Source organism: Planosporangium flavigriseum, from assembly GCF_011947225.1.
Lineage (GTDB): Bacteria > Actinomycetota > Actinomycetes > Mycobacteriales > Micromonosporaceae > Planosporangium > Planosporangium flavigriseum.
Window position 1 is genome coordinate 29,733 of record NZ_JAATVW010000016.1, and the last position, 21,703, is coordinate 51,435.

The window sequence follows — 21,703 nt, forward strand, 5'->3', positions numbered from 1 at the left end:
GCCGGCCCGTCGAGGGGCCGGCCCCACGTATGCCTGTTGAGGCTTGTTCGGCGCGGATCGCAAGTGGTCGGAGCAGCGATAATTGTGCCGGTCGGACAATGGCGGACAGCCCCGGACGCGGACGAATGAGACCACAAGTGAGACCGCTGCTCGCTCAGGTCGTCCCGGCACCGTCGTCACATCTCCGGGGATCGTGAACGGGTTAGGCCCACCTAGGCTGCGGATGAATGACGCTGTGATCGTGGGGTTATGGAGCCAATGAGTGTGACAACCCCACCGCCGGGGTGCTGAGCAGGGGAAAGGCCGTCATCATGATCGGCGTCACGGTGACACGCCATGTTCGCCGAACCTGCTTCCACAGTGGCGTGAACGGCTACGATCAATCGTTTCCTTTGTACAAGTTTGCACCGCGTGGGGGTTCTGGGTGTTACACGATGGTTTGAGCGCCGACGGCGGGCTCGCTGATCGGTCGACGGCGCGTGGCCGGAAGCCGCACGCCCGGCGGTCTCGGATGGGCCTGTTCGTGGCCGGGATGGCGATGCTGACCGCGCCGGTTGGCGCGGCGGTCCTGGGGGCGGGATCCCCGGCTACCGCGGCCCCCGCTCCCGGGCAGTACGCCTACGTCACCAACGGCAACGACAACACCGTGTCGGTCATCGACACCGCCAGCAACACCGTCACCGCCACCGTCACCGTCGGCACCTACCCCTCCGCCGTGGCGGTCACGCCGGACGGCGCGCACGTCTACGTCGCCAACAGCGACGACAACACCGTGTCGGTGATCGGCACCGCCAGCAACACCGTCACCGCCACCGTCACCGTCGGCGCCTACCCCTCCGCCGTGGCGGTCACGCCGGACGGCGCGCACGTCTACGTCGCCAACTACGACGCCAACACCGTGTCGGTCATCGCCACCGCCAGCAACACCGTCACCGCCACCGTCACCGTCGGCACCGGCCCGCTCGCCGTGGCGGTCACGCCGGACGGCGCCCACGCCTACGTCGCCAACAACGACGCCAACACCGTGTCGGTCATCGCCACCGCCACCAACACCGTCACCGCCACCGTCACCGTCGGCACCTACCCCTCCGCCGTGGCGGTCACGCCGGACGGCGCGCACGTCTACGTCACCAACGCCGGCGCCAACACCGTGTCGGTCATCGCCACCGCCAGCAACACCGTCACCGCCACCGTCACCGTCGGCACCGGCCCGCTCGCCGTGGCGGTCACGCCGGACGGCGCGCACGCCTACGTCGCCAACGTCGGCGCCAACACCGTGTCGGTCATCGCCACCGCCACCAACACCGTCACCGCCACCGTCACCGTCGGCGCCGCCCCCTACGGAATGGCGGTCACGCCGGACGGCGCGCACGCCTACGTCCCCAACAACAGCGCCAACACCGTGTCGGTGATCGACACCGCCAGCAACACCGTCACCGCCACCGTCACCGTCGGCACCCACCCCTCCGCCGTGGCGTTCAGGCCCCTCGTGGCCGCCACGCCCACGCCCGCCACGCCCACAGCGACCCCGGCCGCGACCGTGACGGCCACGCCGGCGTCGCTGCCCGTCACGGGTGGCCGCGGCCAGAGCTACGCCATCGTCGCCGCGGCCCTGGTCGGCGTCGGCATCGCCCTGGTGGCCGGCAGCGCCCTGCTGATCCGGCGTCGACGCTTCACCGCCTGACCCAAACCCCACGCGGCCGTAAGCCGCACGCTGAACAGCAACCGCAACAGTGCCCTCCGGCTGGAACGACGAGGCCCACCCGAGCCCGTGTCACATCCAGCCGGAGGGCACTTTCTCCGTGACGCTGGTCTCCGTGGGGCTCGGGTGCATGACGCTCGTCATACCGCGGCCACGGTGCTGCTCATCCTCGGAGTGACCGAGCGGGCGGCGATGGGCGTCATGGGCTGGGCCACCACCGCCCTGGCGAAGCGGTACCAGCACCTGACCGACCCGGTGCGCCAGGACATCGCCAAGCGGGTCGGCGGGCTGCTGTGGCAGGTCCCTAAGCCGCCGAAGAAGAAGGGCAACAGTAAGAAGAAGCGGCCGAAGCGCGGGGGAGAGGATGGCCCGAGCGGGCTACCGGCGGCCGTCTGAGACCAAAACTGAGACCGTAGGCAAAACGTAGGGCCGGCCCGCGCGGGCCGGCCCTACGTTTTGCCTGTTCAGACTGGCGGAGGATACGAGATTCGAACTCGTGAGGGTGTGAACCCAACACGCTTTCCAAGCGTGCGCCCTAGGCCTCTAGGCGAATCCTCCGTCGGCAAGGATACCCATACGCCAAAGCGTCTTGGAACCGGGTACAGTAGGTGTCGCCCCTCGTGCGGCGTACATCCTGTGAACTCCCCCAGGGCCGGAAGGCAGCAAGGGTAAGCAGGCTCTGACGGGTGCACGAGGGGCCCTTTTCGTCAGGCGGGCGCGATACGGTGGCGCCAGAGTCGACGACAGCGGCGCAGGGAGGTCGTAGGTGGCGCTCGCGCTCTACCGCAAGTACCGTCCACGCACCTTCGGTGAGGTCATCGGCCAGGAGCACGTGACCGAGCCGCTGTCCCAGGCCTTGCGGAGCGGGCGGTTGCACCACGCGTACCTCTTCTCGGGGCCACGTGGATGCGGTAAGACCAGTAGCGCCCGGATCCTGGCCCGCTCCCTCAACTGCGCCAACGGGCCGACCCCCGAGCCTTGCGGCGAATGTCAATCCTGCCGTGACCTGGCGCCGGACGGAGCCGGCTCGATTGACGTCATCGAGATCGACGCGGCTTCCCACGGTGGCGTCGACGACGCCCGTGAACTGCGCGAACGAGCGTTCTTCGCGCCGGTCAGCAGCCGGTTCAAGGTGTACGTGATCGACGAGGCGCACATGGTCTCGTCGGCCGGCTTCAACGCCCTGCTCAAGCTCGTTGAAGAGCCGCCGGACTACGTCAAGTTCGTGTTTGCCACGACTGAGCCGGAGAAGGTGCTCGGCACGATCAAGTCGCGCACCCACCACTACCCGTTCCGGCTCATCCCACCGGGAGTGCTGCGGCCCTACCTGGAGAAGCTCTGCGAGAACGAGGGGGTGAAGGTCGACCCGGCGATCTTCCCGCTCGTGGTGCGGGCCGGCGCGGGTAGCGTCCGGGACTCCCTGTCAGTGCTTGACCAGCTCATTGCCGGCGCCGGACCGGACGGGGTGAGCTACGTCCGCGCCGTCGCCCTGCTCGGGGTCACCGATGTCGCCCTGATCGACGAGATGTGTGACGCGCTCGCGGCCGGTGACGGCGCTGCGGCGTACACCGCGGTCGACCAGGTTGCCGAAGCCGGTCACGACCCGCGCCGGTTCGCGTCCGATCTGCTCGAACGGCTGCGGGACCTGATCGTTCTGCAGCAGGTCCCCGACGCGGTGCGCAAGGGCCTGCTCGACGCACCCGACGATGAGCTTGAACGCATGGCCGCCCAGGCCGCCCGGCTCGGTCCGGCGACGCTGTCCCGCTTCGCCGACATCGTGCACAACGGGCTCACCGAGATGCGCGGCACCACGGCACCCCGGCTGCTGCTGGAGTTGATCACGGCCCGCATGTTGCTGCCGAGTGCCGACGACTCGTCGGCCGCGCTGCTACAGCGGCTGGAGCGGATGGAGCGTCGCCTGGGTGCGGCGGGCGAGGCTGTACCGGCATCCCCGCAGGCGGCGCCTGCCGCAGCGGTGGCAGCGCCCGCCGTTGCGCCTTCGCTACCTGCGCCGTCTGCGGCTTCGCCGTCCGCGCCCGCCGTTGCGCCACCACCGGCGCCGCCCGCCGTTGCGCCACCACCGGCGCCGCCCGTCGCTGAGCGGGTTTCCACGCCGCCGACCGAGCCGGTTACGGCTGAGCGGCCAGCGGCCCAGCCGGCCGCCCCCGCCCAGCCGGCCGCCCCCGCCCAGCCGGCCGCGCCCGCCGACCCGGCCCCGGCCACCGCTCCTGCCTCCGTGGCAGGCCAGGCGCCGGGGGCGCTCGACGCGGCCGCCATCCGTCGCAGGTGGGACGAGATCGTCAACGCCACCGGGCGTAAGAAGAAGGCCACCGCGGCGCTCGCGCGTGACGCGACCGTGCGTGACGTCGAGGGAACCACCGTCGTGCTGCTGCTCCAGCACCGTCCCCTCGCCGAGATGCTGTCCAGGTCGGCCGACGTGTTGAGCCAGGCGATCACCGAGGTCTTCGGCGGCACCTGGCAGGTGCGCTGTGAGGTGGGCGGTGCTCCGGCCGGAGCGCGTCGGAGCGCGGCGCCTCAGCGCAGCGCTCCCGCCCCGGCGAATGCGCCCGCCCCGGCGAACGTGCCCTCGTCCGGGCACCCGACCGCCACGCCTCGGGACTCGCGTCCGGCGTCCGGGCCGCGCGCGAGTGACGCCTCCGACGACGGCGACGACGGCTGGCCGACCCCCGCCCAGCCCGGAGGTGGGAGTGCCCCGGCGAGCGGCGCCGGTTCGGTCGCGATGCCTGAGGCCGAGACCGACGCCGACGACTGGCCGACTCCAGCCCGGCCTGGTGGCGAGGAGATGGCCAGCCGGCCGGATCGACCGGTTGGCGCGGCGGCGCCCGCCCCGGCAGCCGCCGCTCCAGAGGCGTCCGCCCGGTCCGCTCCGGCCGTATCCGCGCCGGCTGGATCGGCCCCGCCCGCCGCCAGCCAGTCCGCGCCACCGACGAGCGGTCAGCCCGCCGCGCCAGCGGCCGGCGGTCGATCCGCCGCCCTTGCGGCGGCCAGGGCGGCCGCAGCAGGCGCCGTCGGCCGGCAGGCGGTAAACGGTCGACCGGCGGGGCCCGCACCTGCGGCCACCGCCGCACCAGCAGCACCGCCAGCACCTGGCCCCACGGGAGCGCCCGCACCCAGCGGTGACCACTGGCGGGACGGGTCGGCCGTCGACGAGCCGCCGTACGACCCGGACTACGACGCGCCGGTACAGGATCCCCAGTACCCCGGCTTCGATCCCGGTGACGAGCCGACCGACGAGGTGATCGACGAGCGGGTGGTCCGCGAGTCCACGGAAGAGCAGGCCCTGCGGCTGCTCGCCGAGGCGCTAGGTGCGGAGAAGATAGACGAAGGGCGCCGGTGAGGGAGAAGATCACGTACCGGAGCGGGTACGGATACGATCCCGTCGCGCGGGCGAGCGACTTCTTCGAGGGCTGGCCGAACCCGCCGAGCGAGGCCACCTTCCAAGCCGCCCTGCGTGGCAGCTACGCCGTCGAGTTCGCGATCGCAGGGGAGGACCGGGTCGTCGGCTTCGTCAACGCGCTCTCCGACGGCGTCGCGGCCGCGTTCATCCCGTGGCTCGAGGTCGTACCCGAGTATCGCGGTCGTGGGATCGGGGCCAAGCTGATGCGCCGCATGCTCGACCGCCTCGGGCATCTCTACTCGGTAGATCTTCTCTGCGATGAGCCGCTAGTGCCCTACTACCGGCGGTTTGGACTCATGCCGATTCCGGGCATGGGACTACGTACGCCACGTAATCTCAGCAGCACGACAGACTAGGCTGCGAGTCACAGCCGACGTGAAGGAGTATGCGGTGCGCCCCGGTGGACAGCCGAACCTGCAGCAGCTGATGAAGCAGGCTCAGAAGATGCAGCAGCAGATGGCACAGGCCCAGGAAGAGCTTGCCGCCACCCAGATCACCGGCACCGCCGGCGGTGGCCTGGTCACCGCGACCGTGACCGGTACCGGCGAGGTCGTGAAGGTCATGATCGACCCCAAGGTGGTCGACCCCGACGACGTCGAAACGCTCGAAGACCTGGTGGTCGCCGCGCTACACAACGCCGCCGAGCAGGCCAGAGAGCTCACCGAGCAGAAGATGGGTCCACTCGCGGGCGGCCTCGGCCTGCCCGGAATGTAGGCAGGTCGTGTACGAAGGCGCAATCCAGGATCTGATCGACGAACTCGGCCGGCTGCCCGGCATCGGCCCGAAAAGCGCGCAGCGCATAGCTTTCCACGTCTTGTCGGCTGATGCCGTCGATGTGAAGCGGCTCGCCGCAGCGTTGCAACGGGTCAAGGACCTCGTCAAGTTCTGCGGGACCTGTTACAACGTGGCCGAGGCCGAGCAGTGCCGGATCTGCCGCGACCCGCGCCGCACCAACGAGGTGCTGTGCGTGGTCGAGGAGCCCAAGGACGTGGTGGCGATCGAGCGTACGGGGGAGTTCCGGGGCCGGTACCACGTGCTCGGCGGCGCGATCAATCCGCTGGAGGGCGTCGGGCCGGACAACCTCAAGGTCCGCGAACTGATGGCCCGGCTGTCGTCGGGTGACGTGAAGGAACTGATCCTCGCCACCGACCCCAACACCGAGGGGGAAGCGACCGCGACCTACCTCGCACTGCTGGTCAAGCCCATGGGACTGCACGTGACGCGGCTGGCCAGCGGCTTGCCGGTCGGCGGTGACCTCGAGTACGCCGATGAGATCACCCTGGGTCGCGCGTTCGAGGGCCGGCGCGCGATCTGAGGCCGGGAACCCGTCGATTTCGCTGAGCGGTCTACTGGCCGTCACCAAACAGTCGACATTGGATCACGCCATCATCACGGTGTGGCCTGAACTTGGTTACAGCGATCCCTTGAACATTGACGCCGGGCAGCCTGGGCGACATGGTTCCCCCAACGAAGTGGACTTACCGAGTCCGTTTCGTCTGTACTCTCCGCAGGGCCACTGAACGAGTGTCCTAAGGTTGGGAGCGCAGGAGTCCACGCAAGGGCGACCAGATCGGTTGCCGCCTGCACCGGGCCCCGGTCTCGCCGGCGCGGCATTTCTGCCGACGGTCGCTGCTTGGGCACAGTGCGGCGGTCGGAGGAGGGCACGGCGTTAATGACACTCGGACCGGTGACATCGAGCACCGACCTGACAACGCCAGCCGAGGAAGAGGCATCCACCGTCACTGACGGTAAGAAGATCGAGGGCCGATCGCTCGGCCGCATCGCCTGGACCCGGCTCAAGCGCGACAAGGTTGCGCTGACTGGCGGCGGGATCATCATCTTCCTCATCCTGGTCGCGATCTTCGCGCCGGTGTTGAACAAGCTCTTCGGGCACCCGGTGAATGAGTTCCACCAGGACAAGATCGACCCGAACCTCGGCGGTATCCCGCCGATCGGGACCTGGGGCGGGATCAGCACGGACTTCCTGCTCGGCGTGCAGCCGGTCACCGGCCGTGACCTGTTCAGCCAGATCATCTACGGCGCGCAGACCTCGCTGCTCATCGCGCTGCTCGCCACGTTGCTGGCGGTCATGATCGGAATCGTCGTCGGCATCACCGCTGGCTTCTTCGGCGGCTGGATCGACTCGCTGTTCAGCCGTTTCATGGACCTAATCCTCGCCTTCCCGCTGATCCTGTTCGCGATCGCACTGATCTCGGTGCTGCCTCCGACGTACTGGTATCGCGTCACCGTCATCGTGCTGATCATCGGTGGGTTCAGCTGGCCGTACATTGGTCGTATCGTGCGCGGCCAGACGCTGTCGCTGCGCGAGCGGGAGTTCGTCGAGGCGGCGCGCAGCATCGGCGCCGGGAATTTCCGCATCATCTTCCGCGAGCTGCTGCCCAACCTCGCGGCGCCAATCCTGGTTTACAGCACGCTGATCATCCCGACGAACATCCTGTTCGAGGCGGCCCTGTCCTTCCTCGGAGTCGGTGTGCCGTCGCCCACGCCGTCGTGGGGCCGGCTGCTGTCGGACGCGGTCAACTACTACGAGTACGACCCGATGTACATGGTCGTTCCGGGTACCGCAATCTTCATCACCGTGCTGGCCTTCAACCTCTTCGGTGACGGTCTGCGTGACGCGCTCGACCCCAAGTCGAACCGATGATCACCCGGTCGGTGACCACTCGGTTCGGGGGGATTCACCACCACCCCGCTCGCAGTAGCGCCGGCACGGCCCGACCCTCGGAGGGCCGCGGCAAACAAGGAGGGAATACACCAGTGAGGATCAAGAGAGGGGCGGTGGTGGCCGGTACGGTCGCCCTCGCTCTCGGACTGTCCGCCTGTGGCGGCGGCGGTTCTTCCAGCGACAACGCCAGCAAGGGCGCCAGCGGTTACAACGCCGGAGTCCACGGCATCGTGAACCCGTCCGAGAAGAAGGGCGGCACGCTGCGGTTCGGGTACACCTCCGACGTGGACTCGCTCGACCCGACCCGGATCTACTACGCTTCCGGCCAGAACTTCATGCGGGCGTTCTACAACCGCACGCTGCTCACTCCGGCCTCCAAGCCGGGCGCGGACGGCCTCATCCTGGAGCCGGACATGGCCGAGGTCCTGCCGGAGATCAGCGCTGACAAGCTGACCTATACCTTCAAGCTCAAGAAGGGCCTGAAGTTCGAGGACGGCACGCCGGTCACCTCCAAGGACGTCAAGTACGGCATCGAGCGCTCCTTCGCCACGGACGTGCTCTCCGGTGGCCCGCCGTACCTCAAGGACATGCTCGACCAGGGCCAGAACTACCCCGGCCCGTACAAGGACACCGACCCGGAGAAGCTGGGTCTGAAGTCGGTCCAGACGCCGGACGACTCGACGATCGTATTCAAGCTCGCCGCGCCGTTCTCGGACTTCCCGTACCTGCTGGTCATGGCGGCCGGGGCGGTTCCGAAGGCGAAGGACACCGGCGAGAAGTACACCAACCACCCGGTCTCGACCGGACCGTACATGGTCGAGAAGTTCGACCCGGGCAAGAAGCTCACGATGGTCCGTAACCCCAACTGGGACCCGGCCACCGACAAGACGCGCAAGGCGCTGCCGGATCGCATCGAGATGACGCTGCAGATGAACGCGGACGAGCTCGACAAGCAGCTGCTCGACGGCACGCTGGACCTCGACTTTGGACAGACCGGTGTGCAGCAGGCGGCCCAGGCCAAGATTCTGCTCGACCCGAACCTGAAGAAGAACGCGGACGCCCCGAACAACGGCGCCATCCGATACGCGGCGCTCAGCACCCAGGTCGCGCCGTTCGACAACGTCCACTGCCGTAAGGCCGTGCAGTACGCCACGGACAAGACGGCCATCCAGACCGCCCGTGGCGGTTCGGAGAACGGCGGTGACATCGCCGTCAACATGCTGCCGCCGAACATCGGTGGGCACGACCCGAAGCTGGACCCGTACAACACCAAGAGCGGTAAGCCCCAGGTCGACAAGGCCAAGGAGGAGCTGAAGCTCTGCGGCAAGCCGAACGGTTTCGAGACCAAGATCGCCGTCCGGAACAAGGGCAAGGAGCCCAAGATGGCCGAGGCGCTGCAGCAGTCGCTCGCTGCTGTGGGCATCAAGGCCACCATCGACCAGTCGGACGCCTCGCTGTACTTCCGGTCGACCATCGGTTCGCCGGCCAACGTGCACAGTAAGGGCTACGGCATCATGGTCGCCGGCTGGCTGGCCGACTTCCCGACCGGTTACGGCTACCTCGACGTGCTCGTCGACGGCCGGCTGATCCTGCCGAGCGGTAACAACAACTACGAGGAGCTGAACGACCCGGAGATCAACAGCCTGATCGACCAGGCCAAGGCCGAGCCGGACGCCAAGAAGGCGCAGGCAATCTGGAGTCAGATCAACGCCAAGGTGATGGACACGGCGAGCCTGGTGCCGTTCGTGTACGAGAAGGCGATGAATTACCGCAACCCGCGCCTGACCAACGTCTTCCAGGACCAGTACTGGGGCGAGTGGAGCTTCGGTCAGCTGGGCGTCAGTGACGGCAAGTAAGCCGACCCGTACCCCTCTCTGCGAGTAGTCGAAGGCAGGTGAAGGCCACCGCGCCGGCTGGCGTCGTGGGAGTCCCCACGGTGTCGGCCGGCGCGAGGCCTAAGACATGATCAATTTCATCCTTCGCCGGGTGGTGACCTCCGTCGTACTGCTGATCATCATCTCGATGGTCACGTTCGGCGTGTTCTTCATGGTCCCTAAGCTCGCCGGCACCAACCCGGCCGAGCTGTACGTCGGTAAGTCGGCGACCCCGGCCGACGTGGCGGCCACCGCACGCAAACTCGGCCTCGACAAGCCGATCTACGTGCAGTACGGCGAGTTCATGAAGGGCCTCGTGGCCGGCCGTGAGTACGACAACGGCCCGGACAAGACACACTGCGCCGCGCCCTGCTTCGGCTACTCCTTCCGCAACGACCGGCCGGTCTGGCCGTTGCTGCTTGACCGGCTGCCGGTGACCATCTCGCTGACCGTCGGCGCCGCGATCATCTGGCTTCTCGGCGGTGTGCTCGCCGGCGTCATCTCCGCCCTGCGGCGAGGATCGGTCCTCGACCGGATAGTTATGGTCGTCGCGCTGGCGGGTGTCTCGCTACCGATTTACTTCACCGGCCTTCTCGCACAGTTGTTCTTCGTACACAACCTGCACTGGTTCAAGGGCGGCGAGTACGTCAACTTCGCCGACGACCCGTTCGGCTGGGCCAACAAGCTCTTCCTCGGCTGGGTTACCCTCGCGCTGCTCTACGCCGCCACGTACGCCCGGTTGACCCGCGCCCAGATGCTGGAGACGGTCAGCGAGGACTACATCCGCACCGCCCGTGCAAAGGGCCTGCGCGAACGCGTTGTCGTCGGGAAGCACGCGATGCGCTCCGTGCTCACCCCGATCGTCACCATCTTCGGCCTCGACCTCGGCGCGGCGCTCGGTGGCGCGATCCTCACCGAGTCCGTCTTCAGCCTCCCCGGCATCGGCCGCCTCTCGATCGACGCGGTCAACACCAAGGACCTGCCGGTGGTACTCGGCGTGACGCTCTTCGGTGCGATGTTCATCGTCCTCGCGAACTTCCTCGTCGACATCGTCTACGCCGTGATCGACCCGCGCGTTCGGCTTTCATGAAAGGGGTTGACATGGCGACCGACCTGCTTGCAGATGGACAATCGGCATCCGGCGGCACTGCGCGCTCCGGGCCGCAGACCTTCCTCGACGTCCGCGATCTGCGCATCCACTTCCCGACCGACGACGGTCTGGTCAAGGCGGTGGACGGCCTCTCCTTCAGCCTCGAACGCGGCAGGACGCTCGGCATCGTGGGCGAGTCCGGCTCGGGTAAGAGCGTCACCAGCCTGGGCATCCTCGGCCTGCACCGGCAGAGCCGGGCGAAGGTGTCCGGCGAGGTCTGGCTCGACGGCGAGGAGCTCATCGCCGCGTCGGCGGAGCGGGTGCGCTCGCTCCGCGGCCAGCGGATGTCCATGATCTTCCAGGATCCGCTGACCGCGATGCACCCGTACTTCAGCGTCGGCGCCCAGATCGTCGAGGCGTACCGGGTGCACCACAACGTGTCGAAGAAGGTCGCGCGCCAGCACGCCATCGACATGCTGGGCCGGGTCGGCATCCCGCAGCCGGCCAAGCGGGTGGACGACTACCCGCACCAGTTCTCGGGCGGTATGCGCCAGCGCGCGATGATCGCCATGGCGCTGGTCAACAACCCCGAACTCCTCATCGCCGACGAGCCCACCACGGCGCTCGACGTGACGGTGCAGGCGCAGATCCTCGACCTGATCCGGGACCTGCAGGAGGAGTTCCAGTCGGCGGTCATCATGATCACCCACGACCTGGGCGTCGTCGCCGAACTCGCCGACGACATCCTCGTCATGTACGGCGGCAAGTCGGTCGAGTACGGCGCCGCCGAGACGATCTTCCGGCGTCCCGAGCACCCGTACGCATGGGGCCTGCTCGGCTCGATGCCCCGCGTGGACCGGGAGGTCCGCGAGCGCCTCATCCCGGTGAAGGGCACCCCGCCAAGCCTGATCAACCTGCCGAGCGGCTGCGCGTTCCATCCGCGCTGCCCCTACGAGGGGCGTAACGGCATCCCGTGCCGTACCCAGGTCCCCACCCTCGCGGAGGGCAGTGACCACGGCGTTGCATGCCACATCCCGCCGGCTGACCGTCAGCGGATCTTCTCCGAAGACATCGCCCCGGCGCTGTGAACGCGGATCGTAAGGAGCACCCTGTGGCTAGCAGTACCCAGACCGAGCGCACCGCGACCCGCCCGGCAACAGACAACCTGCTCGAAGTCAGCGGCCTGGAGAAGCACTTCCCGATCACCCGCGGCGCGTTCGTCCGGCGCAAGGTCGGCGCGGTGCACGCCGTCGACGGGGTCGACTTCTCGATCCGCGCCGGCGAGACGCTCGGCGTGGTGGGCGAGTCCGGCTGCGGCAAGTCGACCACTGGCCGGCTGGTCACCCGGTTGCTGGAGCCGACCGGCGGGAAGATCACGTTTGAGGGGCGCGACATCACCCACCTGTCGACGGGCGCAATGCGTGACCTGCGGCGCGACGTACAGATGATCTTCCAGGACCCGTACTCGTCGCTGAACCCCCGGCACACGGTCGGCACGATCGTGGGCGCGCCGCTGCGGGTACAGAAGATCCCGACGCCGCAGGGCATCAAGCGGGCGGTACAGGACCTGCTGGAGCTTGTCGGGCTCAACCCGGAGCACTACAACCGGTACCCGCACGAGTTCTCCGGCGGCCAGCGTCAGCGCATCGGCATCGCCCGGGCCCTCGCACTGCGGCCGAAGCTCATCGTCTGCGACGAGCCGGTGTCGGCGCTCGATGTATCGATCCAGGCCCAGGTCGTCAACCTGCTCGACGACCTACAGCGCGAACTGAACCTCACGTACATGTTCATCGCGCACGACCTGTCGGTGGTCAAGCACATCTCCGACCGGGTCGCGGTGATGTACCTGGGCAAGATCGTCGAGATCGCCGACCGGGACGCCCTGTACGCCACCCCGTTCCACCCGTACACGCTGGCGCTGCTGTCGGCGGTTCCGGTACCCGACCCGGCCCGGCGGGACCGCGCCCAGCGGGAGCGGGTGCTGCTCACCGGTGACGTCCCCAGCCCCATCGACCCGCCGTCGGGCTGCCGGTTCCGTACCCGCTGCTGGAAGGCGCAGGACAAGTGCGCCCAGGAGGTTCCGCCGCTGCGCGAACTGGCCAGCGGCCACCGGGTGGCCTGCCACTTCCCGGTAGAGGAGGCCGAGCGCACCCCGCAGGGGCGCATGGCGGCCCAGCAGGCGGCGGCCGAGATCCCGCCGGACAACACCGCTGAACCGGCGCTGTAACGCGACATGAAAGAAGGGGCACCCCGTGCGGGGTGCCCCTTCTTTCATGTCAGCCCTCGGGGCGGTTGAGCAGCGCGACGGCGATGCTGTGCACCGCGTCGAGGTCCGCCGGGTCGGTCAACCTGGTCTTGGCGCCGGTGGCCGTGTACCACTCCGCCGCGTCCTTGTACTGCACCCGCAGCACGACGTTGCCGCCGTCGTCGAGTTCCGTACGCAGGGTCAGCTCGCCGGTCACGACGCCGACCTCGTCGGTCATGACGCCGCCCGGTCCGGCCGTTACGTCGGTTGTCCGCTGCTCTGCCACTGGCATGTCCCCAACATATCGACGAGAGCCTTCTTTTCCGTCTCGGTCACCGTCAACTGCCAGTACCGCTTCACGGTGACCCAGTCCTGGGCGTACTGGCACCAGTACCCGCGGTACGGAGGCTTCCACTGTGACGGGTCCTGATCACCTTTTGCCCTGTTGACGCTCGATGAAACGGCGAACAGTTGCGGGCGGGTGATGTCGTTGGCGAACTGCGACCGCTTGTCGTCGCTCCAGGAGTTGGCGCCGGAGCGCCAGGCGTTCGCGAGCGGGACCATATGGTCGATGTCGAGCGCGCTGGCGTCGTTGACGGTCTTGTTGTCGTAGCGGCTGTGCCACTGTCCACTCGTGATGCGGCAGTTCTGGTTGACATTTACCGACTTGCCGTCCCGTTTGAGGACGAATTCCCGGGTGTCGCAGCCGTTGCCTTGCTGGCTCCAGTGCGGGAAGCGGTCGCGGCTGTACCCGGCCATGGACTGGGATGTCGCGACGGTCAGCCCGTCGAGTTCGTGTTGGGCGCGGGACGGGTCGGTGCTGGGGCTGGTTCCGGAACTGGCCTGAACACAGCCGCTGGCCGACAGCGCGGTGCCGAGGGCCAGCACCGCGGCGAGGAGACGAGGGGTACGCACACCGCTAATGTGGATGATGCGCCCGTGCCCCTACCAGCACGGCACGGCGCAGTATTCGTCACAACTTCGACACTTGTTGATCGCCATGAAATGTCCGGCCGGCCCGCGCGGGCCGGCCGGACATTTCCTGAGTGGGATCAGACGCCCCGGTTCACGGCGCTCACCACGGCGCGCAGCGAGGCGGTGAGGATGTTCGGGTCCACCCCGACGCCCCAGTACGTCTGGCCGCCGACGGAGCACTCCACGTACGCGGCGGCCTGCGCGTTCTCCCCGGCGGTCAGGGCGTGCTCGGCGTAGTCGAGCACCCGCACGTCGAGGTCCACCGCGGACAGCGCGTTCACGAACGCCTCGATCGGTCCGTTGCCGCGGCCGTCGAGTTCGTGGCGCGCGCCGTTCAGCTCGATGACCACGGAGACCTCGACCTTGTCATCCACGGTCGCGCTGCGGTAGTCGCGCAGCGCCAGCGGGCCCGGCCGCAGGTACTCGGCGGCGAAGATGTCCCACATCTCCTGCGGGCCGACCTCGCCGCCCTCGTCGTCGGTGTGCCGCTGGACGACGCCGGAGAATTCGATCTGCAGGCGTCGCGGCAGGTCGAGGTGGTGCTCGGCCTTCATGATGTACGCGACGCCACCCTTGCCGGACTGCGAGTTGACCCGGATGACGGCCTCGTACGAGCGGCCGACGTCCTTCGGGTCGAGCGGCAGGTAAGGGACGCCCCAGGTGAATTCGTCGACGGGTACACCGGCGGCGGCCGCGTCGCGCTCCAGGAACTCCAGGCCCTTCTTGATGGCGTCCTGGTGCGAGCCGGAGAAGGCGGTGTAGACCAGGTCGCCGGCGTACGGGTGGCGCTCGTGGACGGGCAGCTGGTTGCAGTACTCGACGGTTCGCTTGATCTCGTCGATGTCGGAGAAGTCGATCCGCGGGTCGATGCCCTGGCTGAACATGTTCAGCCCCAGCGTGACCAGGTCGACGTTGCCGGTGCGCTCACCGTTGCCGAACAGGCAGCCCTCGACCCGGTCGGCGCCGGCCAGCAGGCCGAGCTCGGTGGCGGCCACGGCGGTGCCCCGGTCGTTGTGGGGGTGCAGCGACAGGATGACCGAGTCGCGCCGGGGGAGGTTACGGGACATCCATTCGATCGAGTCGGCGTACACGTTGGGCGTGGCCATCTCGACGGTCGCCGGCAGGTTGACGATGAGCGGACGGTCCGGCGTGGGCTGCAGCACGTCGATGACGGCGCTGCACACCTCCAGGGCGTAGTCCAGTTCGGTGCCGGTGTACGACTCGGGGGAGTACTCGTACAGGATCTCGGTGTCCGGGGTGAGCGCCTCGGCGTACTTCTGGCACAGCCGCGCGCCGCTCGTCGCGATGTCGGTGATGCCGGCCTTGTCGAGGCCGAACACGACCCGCCGCTGCAGGGTCGAGGTGGAGTTGTAGAAGTGCACGATCGCGCGCTTCGCGCCGCGCAGCGATTCGAAGGTGCGCTCGATGAGGTGGTCGCGGCACTGCACCAGCACCTGGATCGTGACGTCGTCCGGGATCAGGTCCTGCTCGATGAGCAGGCGTACGAAGTCGTAGTCGGTCTGGCTGGCAGCCGGGAAGCCGACCTCGATCTCCTTGTATCCCATCGCGACGAGCAGACCGAACATTCGCCGCTTGCGCTCGACCGACATCGGGTCGATGAGCGCCTGGTTGCCGTCGCGCAGGTCGACCGCGCACCAGCGCGGCGCCTTCTCGATGTGGCGGGACGGCCACTGCCGGTCCGGAAGATCGACGGCGAACTGTTCGTGGTACGGCGTGTAGCGGTGGACCGGCATCCGGCTGGGTCGCTGGCGTCCGAATGGGTCGACACTGGTGGAAACATGGTCAGGCATTTGAGCTTGCTCCTGCGGTCATGGCGAAAGGGACGATCCGTGAGAGGGGATCGACCGGCTGCGCTCGGCGCTCTTAGGCGGTGGCGCGCGTGCACTCCGCGACGAGGTGCCGGCCGGATGGGGCCTCGTCGCGGCACGGAAGAAGAAGCGCCTGCCACATGACGATTGACACGGTACATCACGCCTGACGTCGACGTCAGGGGAACAGCCAATGCTTGTTAGTGACGTACGCCCTGGTCAGGGCGTTCGATCAGGTGTGAAATGGGATTGCGGTCCAAATAGTGAGAACACTACTTCGTGGACGGGGAGGCGGACGTGGCCGGCGCGGGTGGCGGCGCGGCGGTCGGCAGCAGCGGTCCGGCGGTGACGGGTGCGGGTAGCGCGATGGTCGGAGGGCCCGGCGTCACCGGCGTGGTGAGCAAGAGCGTCCCGAAGGCGGCCTTCGCCGCCGTCAACGTGCCGTCCACGTCGTAGCAGTAGCTCCCCGCATCGACCGGTGCGGCGATCGCCACCGTGTTGGCCTCGACCGAGAAGCACGAGCCCCGCGCTCCGGTCAGTGGCGGGGCGGTGGCGACCGAGATCGGTGACTGGCGGTCGGTCAGGGGGTCGAGCCAGTCCACGAACGGGTGCTGCACCTGCGGGTCCGCCCAGCCCGGGAACGACGCGTCCGGGGCTTTCACACAGGCGGCACCCGCGCCGGACGTACGGCACTGGAAGAGGCCGCTCCGGTTGCTGACGAGCGCGATGTCGGCCTGGCCGCCCAGCGCGCCACCCGGCACGTCGACGCGCCAGGCGCCGTCGGCGGCGAGTGTGACGGTCACGGTCCGCGCGGGGCGCCCGGCCTGCTGCAACGAGTACCCGGCGGTGAACCGGTGGTCCTTGGCCGCGGCCACCAGGCCGGCCAGTTGGGTACGCGCGTCCAGCGGGGCCGTCGACTGGGACGACTGCTCGGCGGTGGTGGCCACGGGCGGGGCCGACGAACCGGCGCAGCCGGAGGCGGTGAACGCCGCGAGTGCCAGTACGGGGATCGAAGCCTTGAGGCTACGCATCGCGCCATTCTGGCGGGTTTATCGGGAGGATGGTGGGAACGCCACTCCCGGCGGTTTAGGGTACGCCGGTACGCTCATGGGGTCCCACATGCGCCGCCGGCCTGTCCTCACCGCGGAGGGAGACCACCGGCGGCGTTGGCACGTGTGAAGGGAATTGACCGACGTGGCGCTGGTTGTCCAGAAGTACGGTGGCTCCTCAGTGGCAACCGCCGAGCGCATCAAGCGCGTGGCCGAGCGCATCGTCGCCGCCCGTAAGGCCGGTAACGAGGTCGTGGCGGTCGTCTCGGCGATGGGTGACACGACCGACGAACTGCTCGATCTGGCCCATCAGGTCAGTCCGCTCCCACCCGGCCGCGAACTGGACATGCTGCTCACCTCCGGCGAGCGGATCTCCATGGCGCTGCTGGCCATGGCGATCCACAACCTGGGGTACGAGGCCCGCTCGTACACGGGCTCACAGGCCGGCGTGCTGACCACGTCGACGCACGGCAAGGCCCGCATCATCGACGTCACGCCGGGGCGCCTGCGCGGCGCGCTCGACGAGGGCGCGATCGCCATCGTGGCCGGCTTCCAGGGCGTCTCCCAGGACACCAAGGACATCACCACGCTCGGGCGGGGCGGCAGCGACACGACGGCTGTCGCGCTCGCCGCGGCGCTGAAGGCCGACGTCTGCGAGATCTACACCGACGTCGACGGCGTCTTCACCGCCGATCCGCGGATCGTGCCGAACGCCCGGCACATCAAGCAAATCACCTACGAGGAGATGCTCGAGCTGGCGGCGTGCGGCGCCAAGGTGCTCATGCTTCGCTGTGTGGAGTACGCGCGTCGGTTCGGGATTCCGATCCATGTGCGCTCCTCGTACTCGAACAACCCAGGCACGATGGTCACCGGCGCGATGGAGGACGTTCCCGTGGAACAGGCAATGATCACTGGTGTCGCCCACGATCGGAGCGAGGCGAAGATCACGATCGTCGGCGTACCGGACGAGCCGGGCGTCGCCGCGCGCGTCTTCGAGACGGTCGCGAGCGCCGACAGCAACATCGACATGATCGTGCAGAACGTGTCGACCGAGGCCACCGGGCGCACCGACATCTCCTTCACGCTGCCCAAGGCCGACGGCCCAACGGCCATGGCCGCGCTGGGCAAGGTCCAGGAGAAGATCGGCTTCAAGGGCCTTCTCTACGACGACCACATCGGCAAGGTCTCGCTCATCGGTGCGGGCATGCGATCGCACCCGGGCGTGGCGGCCACGCTCTTCGCGGCGATGGCCGACGCCGGGGTCAACATCGAGATGATCTCGACGTCGGAGATCCGCGTCTCCGTGGTGTGCCGCGACAGCGACCTCGACGTCGCTGTCCGCGCTATCCACGACGCATTCGAGCTGGGCGGTGAAGAGGAGGCGGTCGTCTACGCCGGGACCGGGAGGTAGCTCCCATGCCCGGGCTGCCCACCCTGGCCGTGGTCGGGGCGACCGGCGCGGTCGGCACCGTCATGTGCGAGCTGTTGTCCTCGCGCAAGAACCTGTGGGGCGAGATCCGGCTTGTCGCGTCGGAGCGTTCGGCAGGCAGGACGATCGTGGTCCGCGGTGAGGAGCTGACGGTCCGGGCCCTGTCGCCGGAGGTGTTCGAGGGCGTCGACGTCGCCATGTTCGACGTGCCGGACGAGGTGGCGGCGGAGTGGGCTCCGATCGCGACCAAGTACGGCGCGGTCGCCGTGGACAACTCCGGCGCTTTCAGGATGGACCCGGACGTCCCGTTGGTGGTCCCCGAGATCAACCCGGGGCAGGTGCGCAGCCGGCCGAAGGGCATCATCGCCAACGCCAACTGCACCACGCTCGCGATGATCGTCGCGATCGCGCCGCTGCACCGCGAGTACGGGCTCAAGGAGCTGGTGCTCGCCAGCTACCAGGCGGTGTCGGGTGCCGGCCAGGTCGGCATCGACACCCTGCTGGGACAGATCGACAAGGTCAGCGGGGATCGTGCGCTCGGCTCCCGCTCGGGCGACGTGCGCCAGGCGGTCGGCGACGACCTCGGCCCGTTCCCGGCGCCGCTGGCGCTGAACGTGGTCCCGTGGGCCGGGTCGCTGCGTGACGGCGGCTGGTCGAGCGAAGAGCTGAAGATGCGCAACGAGTCGCGCAAGATCCTCGGCCTGCCCGACCTGAAGGTCTCTGCCACCTGCGTACGGGTGCCCGTGGTGACCGGCCACTCGGTCGCGGTGCACGCGGTGTTCGGTACCGAGGTCGACGCCGAGGGTGCGCGCGAGGCGCTGCGCCACGCGCCCGGCGTGATCCTCGTTGACGACCCGGCGGCAGAGGAGTTCCCGATGCCGATCGACGCGGTGGGCACCGACCCGTCCTGGGTGGGGCGGATCCGCCGCTCGCTGGACGACCCGCGCGCGCTCGACCTGTTCGTGACGGGCGACAACCTGCGCAAGGGCGCCGCCCTGAACACCGCGCAGATCGCCGAACTGCTGGCGGCCGAGCTCAGCCGCTAGCACGTGCCGCCGCGCCAGGTCGCCGGCTGTGGCCGACCCCGCTACAGACCGTGCGATATTGGTGCTCTTCCATTTTGATGGATGACACGCTGTTGATCCGAGCCGTACTGTCAGCCGCATGACTCAGGTGGAGACATCGACGGCCGCTGTTCAACGCCGAAAGCTATGGCTGCCCTTCTCGATCGCCGCTGTGTCGGTGGCCGTCGCAGCCGCCGCTGTCGTGGCGCTGTGGCCCAAGCAGAGCGGCCTCGACAAGCTCGCTGCCCGTGACGAGCAGGGCGCCGAGGCCTGCGGCATGCTCGCAACCTGGCTACGTGGCGACCTGCGCAGCCCGTACACCGGCCAAAACGAAGACAAGGCGAGCGTTTCGCTCCTCGTCTCCGGGCGGGCCGCCGCTGCCACCACGCCCGCTATTCGCGATGCGGTCGGCGCTACCGCCGTGGACGAGAAGACCCTGGCGATGCTGCGTGCCGGCGGTTACTTCGCCCACACCCCCCGGGTCACCCACCTGCAGAACCTGCATGCCGGCTGTGCCGGCGCCGGCGTCGAGATGCCGGCTTACACCGACAGCCCCAAGCGGGGGTAGTTACGGTGCGCGTCAGGCGGACAGCACGTCGTCGGCGTCGACGATGTTGTACGCGTAGCCCTGCTCCGCGAGGAACCGCTGCCGGTGGGCCGCGTACTCGGTGTCGATGGTGTCGCGCGCGACGACCGTGTAGAAGTGCGCCTGCCGGCCGTCGGCCTTCGGCCGGAGCACCCGGCCCAGCCGCTGCGCCTCCTCCTGCCGGGAGCCGTACGTGCCCGACACCTGGATCGCCACCGCCGCCTCCGGCAGGTCGATCGAGAAGTTGCCGACCCGCGAGATCACCAGCGTGGAGAGCTCACCCGACCGGAACGCGTCGAACAGCCGCTCGCGCTCCTTCGTCGTCGTCGAACCCTGTACGACGGGCGCCTCCAGGTACTCGCCGAGCTCGTGCAACTGGTCGATGTAGGCGCCGATGACGAGGACCTGCTCACCGGCGTGCTTGTCGACCAGCGCCTTGACCACTGGCAGCTTCGCCGGTGCCGTCGCGGCGAACCGGTAGCGCGCCTCGGGCTCGGCGGTCGCGTACGCCATCCGCTCGTCCTCGGCTAGCGTCACCCGCACCTCGGTACACGAAGCCGGCGCGATCCAGCCCTGTGCCTCGATGTCCTTCCACGGGGCGTCGTAGCGCTTCGGGCCGATAAGGCTGAACACGTCACCTTCGCGGCCGTCCTCCCGTACGAGCGTGGCGGTGAGGCCGAGCCGGCGGCGGGCCTGCAGGTCGGCGGTGAAGCGGAAGATGGGCGCGGGCAGCAGGTGCACCTCGTCGTAGATGACCAGGCCCCAGTCGCGGGCGCTGAAGAGATCCAGGTGGGTGAACGCGCCGCCGCGCCGGGAGGTCAGCACCTGGTAGGTCGCGATGGTGACCGGCCGGATCTCCTTGCGCTCCCCGGAGTACTCGCCGATCTCGTCCTCGGTCAGCGAGGTGCGCGCGAGGAGCTCGCGCTTCCACTGGTGACCGGCGACGGTGTTGGTCACCAGGATCAGGGTCGTCGCCTTGGCCTCCGCCATCGCGCCGGCGCCGACCATGGTCTTGCCCGCGCCACACGGCAGTACGACCACGCCGGAGCCGCCGGCCCAGAACGAGTCGACCGCCTCCCGCTGGTACGACCGCAGCTTCCAGCCGTCTTCGGCGAGGTCGATGGAGTGCGCCTCGCCGTCGACGTACCCGGCCAGGTCTTCGGCCGGCCAGCCCAGCTTGAGCAGGGCCTGCTTGAGCCGCCCGCGTTCGGACGGGTGGACCACGATCGTGTCCTGATCAAGGCGGGCGCCCAGCATGCCGGCGAGCTTCTTGGACTTGGCGACCTCGACGAGCACCGCCCGGTCGGACGCCTGCAGCACCAGGCCGTGGTTCGGGTGGTTGACCAGCTGCAGCCGGCCGTACCGGTCCATCGTCTCGGCGACATCGACCAGCAGCGCGTGCGGCACCGGGTAGCGCGAGAAGCGCAGCAACGTGTCGACGACGCTCTCGGCGTCGTGGCCCGCGGCGCGGGCGTTCCAGAGCCCCAGCGGGGTCAGCCGGTAGGTGTGCACGTGCTCCGGCGAGCGTTCCAGCTCCGCGAACGGTGCGATAGCCATCCGGCAGGCCTGGGCGTCCGGGTGGTCGATCTCGAGGAGCAGGGTCTTGTCGGACTGGACGATCAATGGGCCGTCGGTCAAGGGGTCCTCCGTTGCAGACAGACGTTCCAGTGTGGCACGGGACGCCCGGTGCCAGAGATCCGTAATGGCGGGTCAGCGGCTGCCGATGTCGACAAGAAGTCCTTGCTGCGGAGCAACC

The 21,703-nt window shown here is 68.6% G+C and carries 19 protein-coding genes, 1 tRNA gene and 1 other RNA gene; 15 read left to right on the forward strand and 6 right to left on the reverse strand.

What is annotated here, in order from left to right:
- Positions 1 to 511 precede the first annotated feature (511 nt).
- Positions 512 to 1,684 carry a beta-propeller fold lactonase family protein gene (locus HC028_RS20250; protein ID WP_168078957.1) on the forward strand — a complete coding sequence of 391 codons (1,173 nt, stop codon included), beginning with the start codon at positions 512 to 514 and terminating at the stop codon, positions 1,682 to 1,684.
- Between the two features lie 174 nt (positions 1,685 to 1,858).
- Positions 1,859 to 2,098, forward strand: a complete 240-nt coding sequence (locus HC028_RS27815; RefSeq protein ID WP_420850192.1) for a hypothetical protein — start codon at positions 1,859 to 1,861, stop codon at positions 2,096 to 2,098.
- Between the two features lie 74 nt (positions 2,099 to 2,172).
- Here the strand turns inward: HC028_RS27815 and HC028_RS20260 are convergent.
- Positions 2,173 to 2,260: transfer RNA gene (locus HC028_RS20260), tRNA-Ser, on the reverse strand.
- A 52-nt stretch (positions 2,261 to 2,312) separates the two neighbouring features.
- Between HC028_RS20260 and ffs the strand changes: the two genes are divergently transcribed.
- The 10 genes from ffs to HC028_RS20310 all read left to right on the forward strand — a co-directional run bounded on the left by ffs (position 2,313) and on the right by HC028_RS20310 (position 12,997).
- Positions 2,313 to 2,407: signal recognition particle sRNA small type (gene ffs / locus HC028_RS20265), an RNA gene on the forward strand.
- 61 nt (positions 2,408 to 2,468) lie between these two features.
- Complete coding sequence (locus HC028_RS20270; RefSeq protein WP_168078958.1) at positions 2,469 to 5,060, forward strand: DNA polymerase III subunit gamma and tau; 2,592 nt, start codon at positions 2,469 to 2,471, stop codon at positions 5,058 to 5,060.
- Entirely contained in the window at positions 5,057 to 5,476 is a 420-nt protein-coding gene (locus HC028_RS27145; protein ID WP_239075513.1) for a GNAT family N-acetyltransferase, read from the forward strand. The genes HC028_RS20270 and HC028_RS27145 overlap by 4 nt, the downstream gene beginning before the upstream one ends.
- Before the next feature lie 58 nt (positions 5,477 to 5,534).
- On the forward strand, positions 5,535 to 5,834 hold the full coding sequence (locus tag HC028_RS20280; protein ID WP_239075516.1) for a YbaB/EbfC family nucleoid-associated protein: 300 nt from the start codon (positions 5,535 to 5,537) through the stop codon (positions 5,832 to 5,834).
- Between the two features lie 7 nt (positions 5,835 to 5,841).
- Positions 5,842 to 6,435, forward strand: a complete 594-nt coding sequence (recR, locus tag HC028_RS20285) for a recombination mediator RecR (protein ID WP_168078960.1) — start codon at positions 5,842 to 5,844, stop codon at positions 6,433 to 6,435.
- Positions 6,436 to 6,807: 372 nt separating this feature from the next.
- Positions 6,808 to 7,785 (forward strand): ABC transporter permease, encoded by a 978-nt coding sequence (locus HC028_RS20290; RefSeq protein WP_308442053.1) that lies wholly within the window; start codon positions 6,808 to 6,810, stop codon positions 7,783 to 7,785.
- A 113-nt stretch (positions 7,786 to 7,898) separates the two neighbouring features.
- Positions 7,899 to 9,662: an ABC transporter substrate-binding protein gene (locus HC028_RS20295; protein WP_239075512.1), complete on the forward strand. Its 1,764-nt coding sequence runs from the start codon at positions 7,899 to 7,901 to the stop codon at positions 9,660 to 9,662.
- Positions 9,663 to 9,768: 106 nt separating this feature from the next.
- Positions 9,769 to 10,770 carry an ABC transporter permease gene (locus HC028_RS20300; protein ID WP_168078963.1) on the forward strand — a complete coding sequence of 334 codons (1,002 nt, stop codon included), beginning with the start codon at positions 9,769 to 9,771 and terminating at the stop codon, positions 10,768 to 10,770.
- An 11-nt stretch (positions 10,771 to 10,781) separates the two neighbouring features.
- Complete coding sequence (locus HC028_RS20305; protein WP_168078964.1) at positions 10,782 to 11,858, forward strand: ABC transporter ATP-binding protein; 1,077 nt, start codon at positions 10,782 to 10,784, stop codon at positions 11,856 to 11,858.
- Between the two features lie 23 nt (positions 11,859 to 11,881).
- Entirely contained in the window at positions 11,882 to 12,997 is a 1,116-nt protein-coding gene (locus HC028_RS20310) for an ABC transporter ATP-binding protein (RefSeq protein ID WP_168078965.1), read from the forward strand.
- Positions 12,998 to 13,046: 49 nt separating this feature from the next.
- Here HC028_RS20310 and HC028_RS20315 read toward each other — a convergent pair whose 3' ends face one another.
- The 4 genes from HC028_RS20315 to HC028_RS20330 form a co-directional block, all read right to left on the reverse strand.
- Positions 13,047 to 13,385, reverse strand: a complete 339-nt coding sequence (locus tag HC028_RS20315) for a hypothetical protein (RefSeq protein WP_239075515.1) — start codon at positions 13,383 to 13,385, stop codon at positions 13,047 to 13,049.
- Positions 13,274 to 13,939 carry an HNH endonuclease family protein gene (locus HC028_RS20320; protein ID WP_168079049.1) on the reverse strand — a complete coding sequence of 222 codons (666 nt, stop codon included), beginning with the start codon at positions 13,937 to 13,939 and terminating at the stop codon, positions 13,274 to 13,276. Before HC028_RS20320 ends, HC028_RS20315 begins: the two co-directional genes overlap by 112 nt.
- Positions 13,940 to 14,067: 128 nt before the next feature.
- Positions 14,068 to 15,801 (reverse strand): 2-isopropylmalate synthase, encoded by a 1,734-nt coding sequence (leuA, locus tag HC028_RS20325; protein ID WP_168078967.1) that lies wholly within the window; start codon positions 15,799 to 15,801, stop codon positions 14,068 to 14,070.
- A gap of 290 nt (positions 15,802 to 16,091) precedes the next feature.
- On the reverse strand, positions 16,092 to 16,850 hold the full coding sequence (locus HC028_RS20330) for a hypothetical protein (protein ID WP_168078968.1): 759 nt from the start codon (positions 16,848 to 16,850) through the stop codon (positions 16,092 to 16,094).
- A gap of 163 nt (positions 16,851 to 17,013) precedes the next feature.
- Between HC028_RS20330 and HC028_RS20335 the strand changes: the two genes are divergently transcribed.
- From HC028_RS20335 to HC028_RS20345, 3 genes are all read left to right on the forward strand, one after another.
- Positions 17,014 to 18,279, forward strand: coding sequence for an aspartate kinase (locus HC028_RS20335; RefSeq protein ID WP_168078969.1), 1,266 nt, complete (start codon positions 17,014 to 17,016; stop codon positions 18,277 to 18,279).
- A 5-nt stretch (positions 18,280 to 18,284) separates the two neighbouring features.
- Positions 18,285 to 19,343 (forward strand): aspartate-semialdehyde dehydrogenase, encoded by a 1,059-nt coding sequence (locus HC028_RS20340; protein ID WP_168078970.1) that lies wholly within the window; start codon positions 18,285 to 18,287, stop codon positions 19,341 to 19,343.
- Between the two features lie 118 nt (positions 19,344 to 19,461).
- On the forward strand, positions 19,462 to 19,929 hold the full coding sequence (locus HC028_RS20345; RefSeq protein WP_168078971.1) for a hypothetical protein: 468 nt from the start codon (positions 19,462 to 19,464) through the stop codon (positions 19,927 to 19,929).
- Between the two features lie 12 nt (positions 19,930 to 19,941).
- Here HC028_RS20345 and HC028_RS20350 read toward each other — a convergent pair whose 3' ends face one another.
- Positions 19,942 to 21,585, reverse strand: coding sequence for a DNA repair helicase XPB (locus tag HC028_RS20350; RefSeq protein ID WP_168078972.1), 1,644 nt, complete (start codon positions 21,583 to 21,585; stop codon positions 19,942 to 19,944).
- Positions 21,586 to 21,703: the final 118 nt, after the last annotated feature.

Bases quoted from the DNA above. Each gene is read 5' to 3' on its own strand.
- HC028_RS20250 (WP_168078957.1), top strand. From the start codon at position 512: ATGGGCCTGTTCGTGGCCGGGATGGCGATGCTGACCGCGCCGGTTGGC.
- HC028_RS20300 (WP_168078963.1), top strand. From the start codon at position 9,769: ATGATCAATTTCATCCTTCGCCGGGTGGTGACCTCCGTCGTACTGCTG.
- HC028_RS20305 (WP_168078964.1), top strand. From the start codon at position 10,782: ATGGCGACCGACCTGCTTGCAGATGGACAATCGGCATCCGGCGGCACT.
- leuA (WP_168078967.1), bottom strand. From the start codon at position 15,801: ATGCCTGACCATGTTTCCACCAGTGTCGACCCATTCGGACGCCAGCGA.
- HC028_RS20330 (WP_168078968.1), bottom strand. From the start codon at position 16,850: ATGCGTAGCCTCAAGGCTTCGATCCCCGTACTGGCACTCGCGGCGTTC.
- HC028_RS20340 (WP_168078970.1), top strand. From the start codon at position 18,285: ATGCCCGGGCTGCCCACCCTGGCCGTGGTCGGGGCGACCGGCGCGGTC.
- HC028_RS20345 (WP_168078971.1), top strand. From the start codon at position 19,462: ATGACTCAGGTGGAGACATCGACGGCCGCTGTTCAACGCCGAAAGCTA.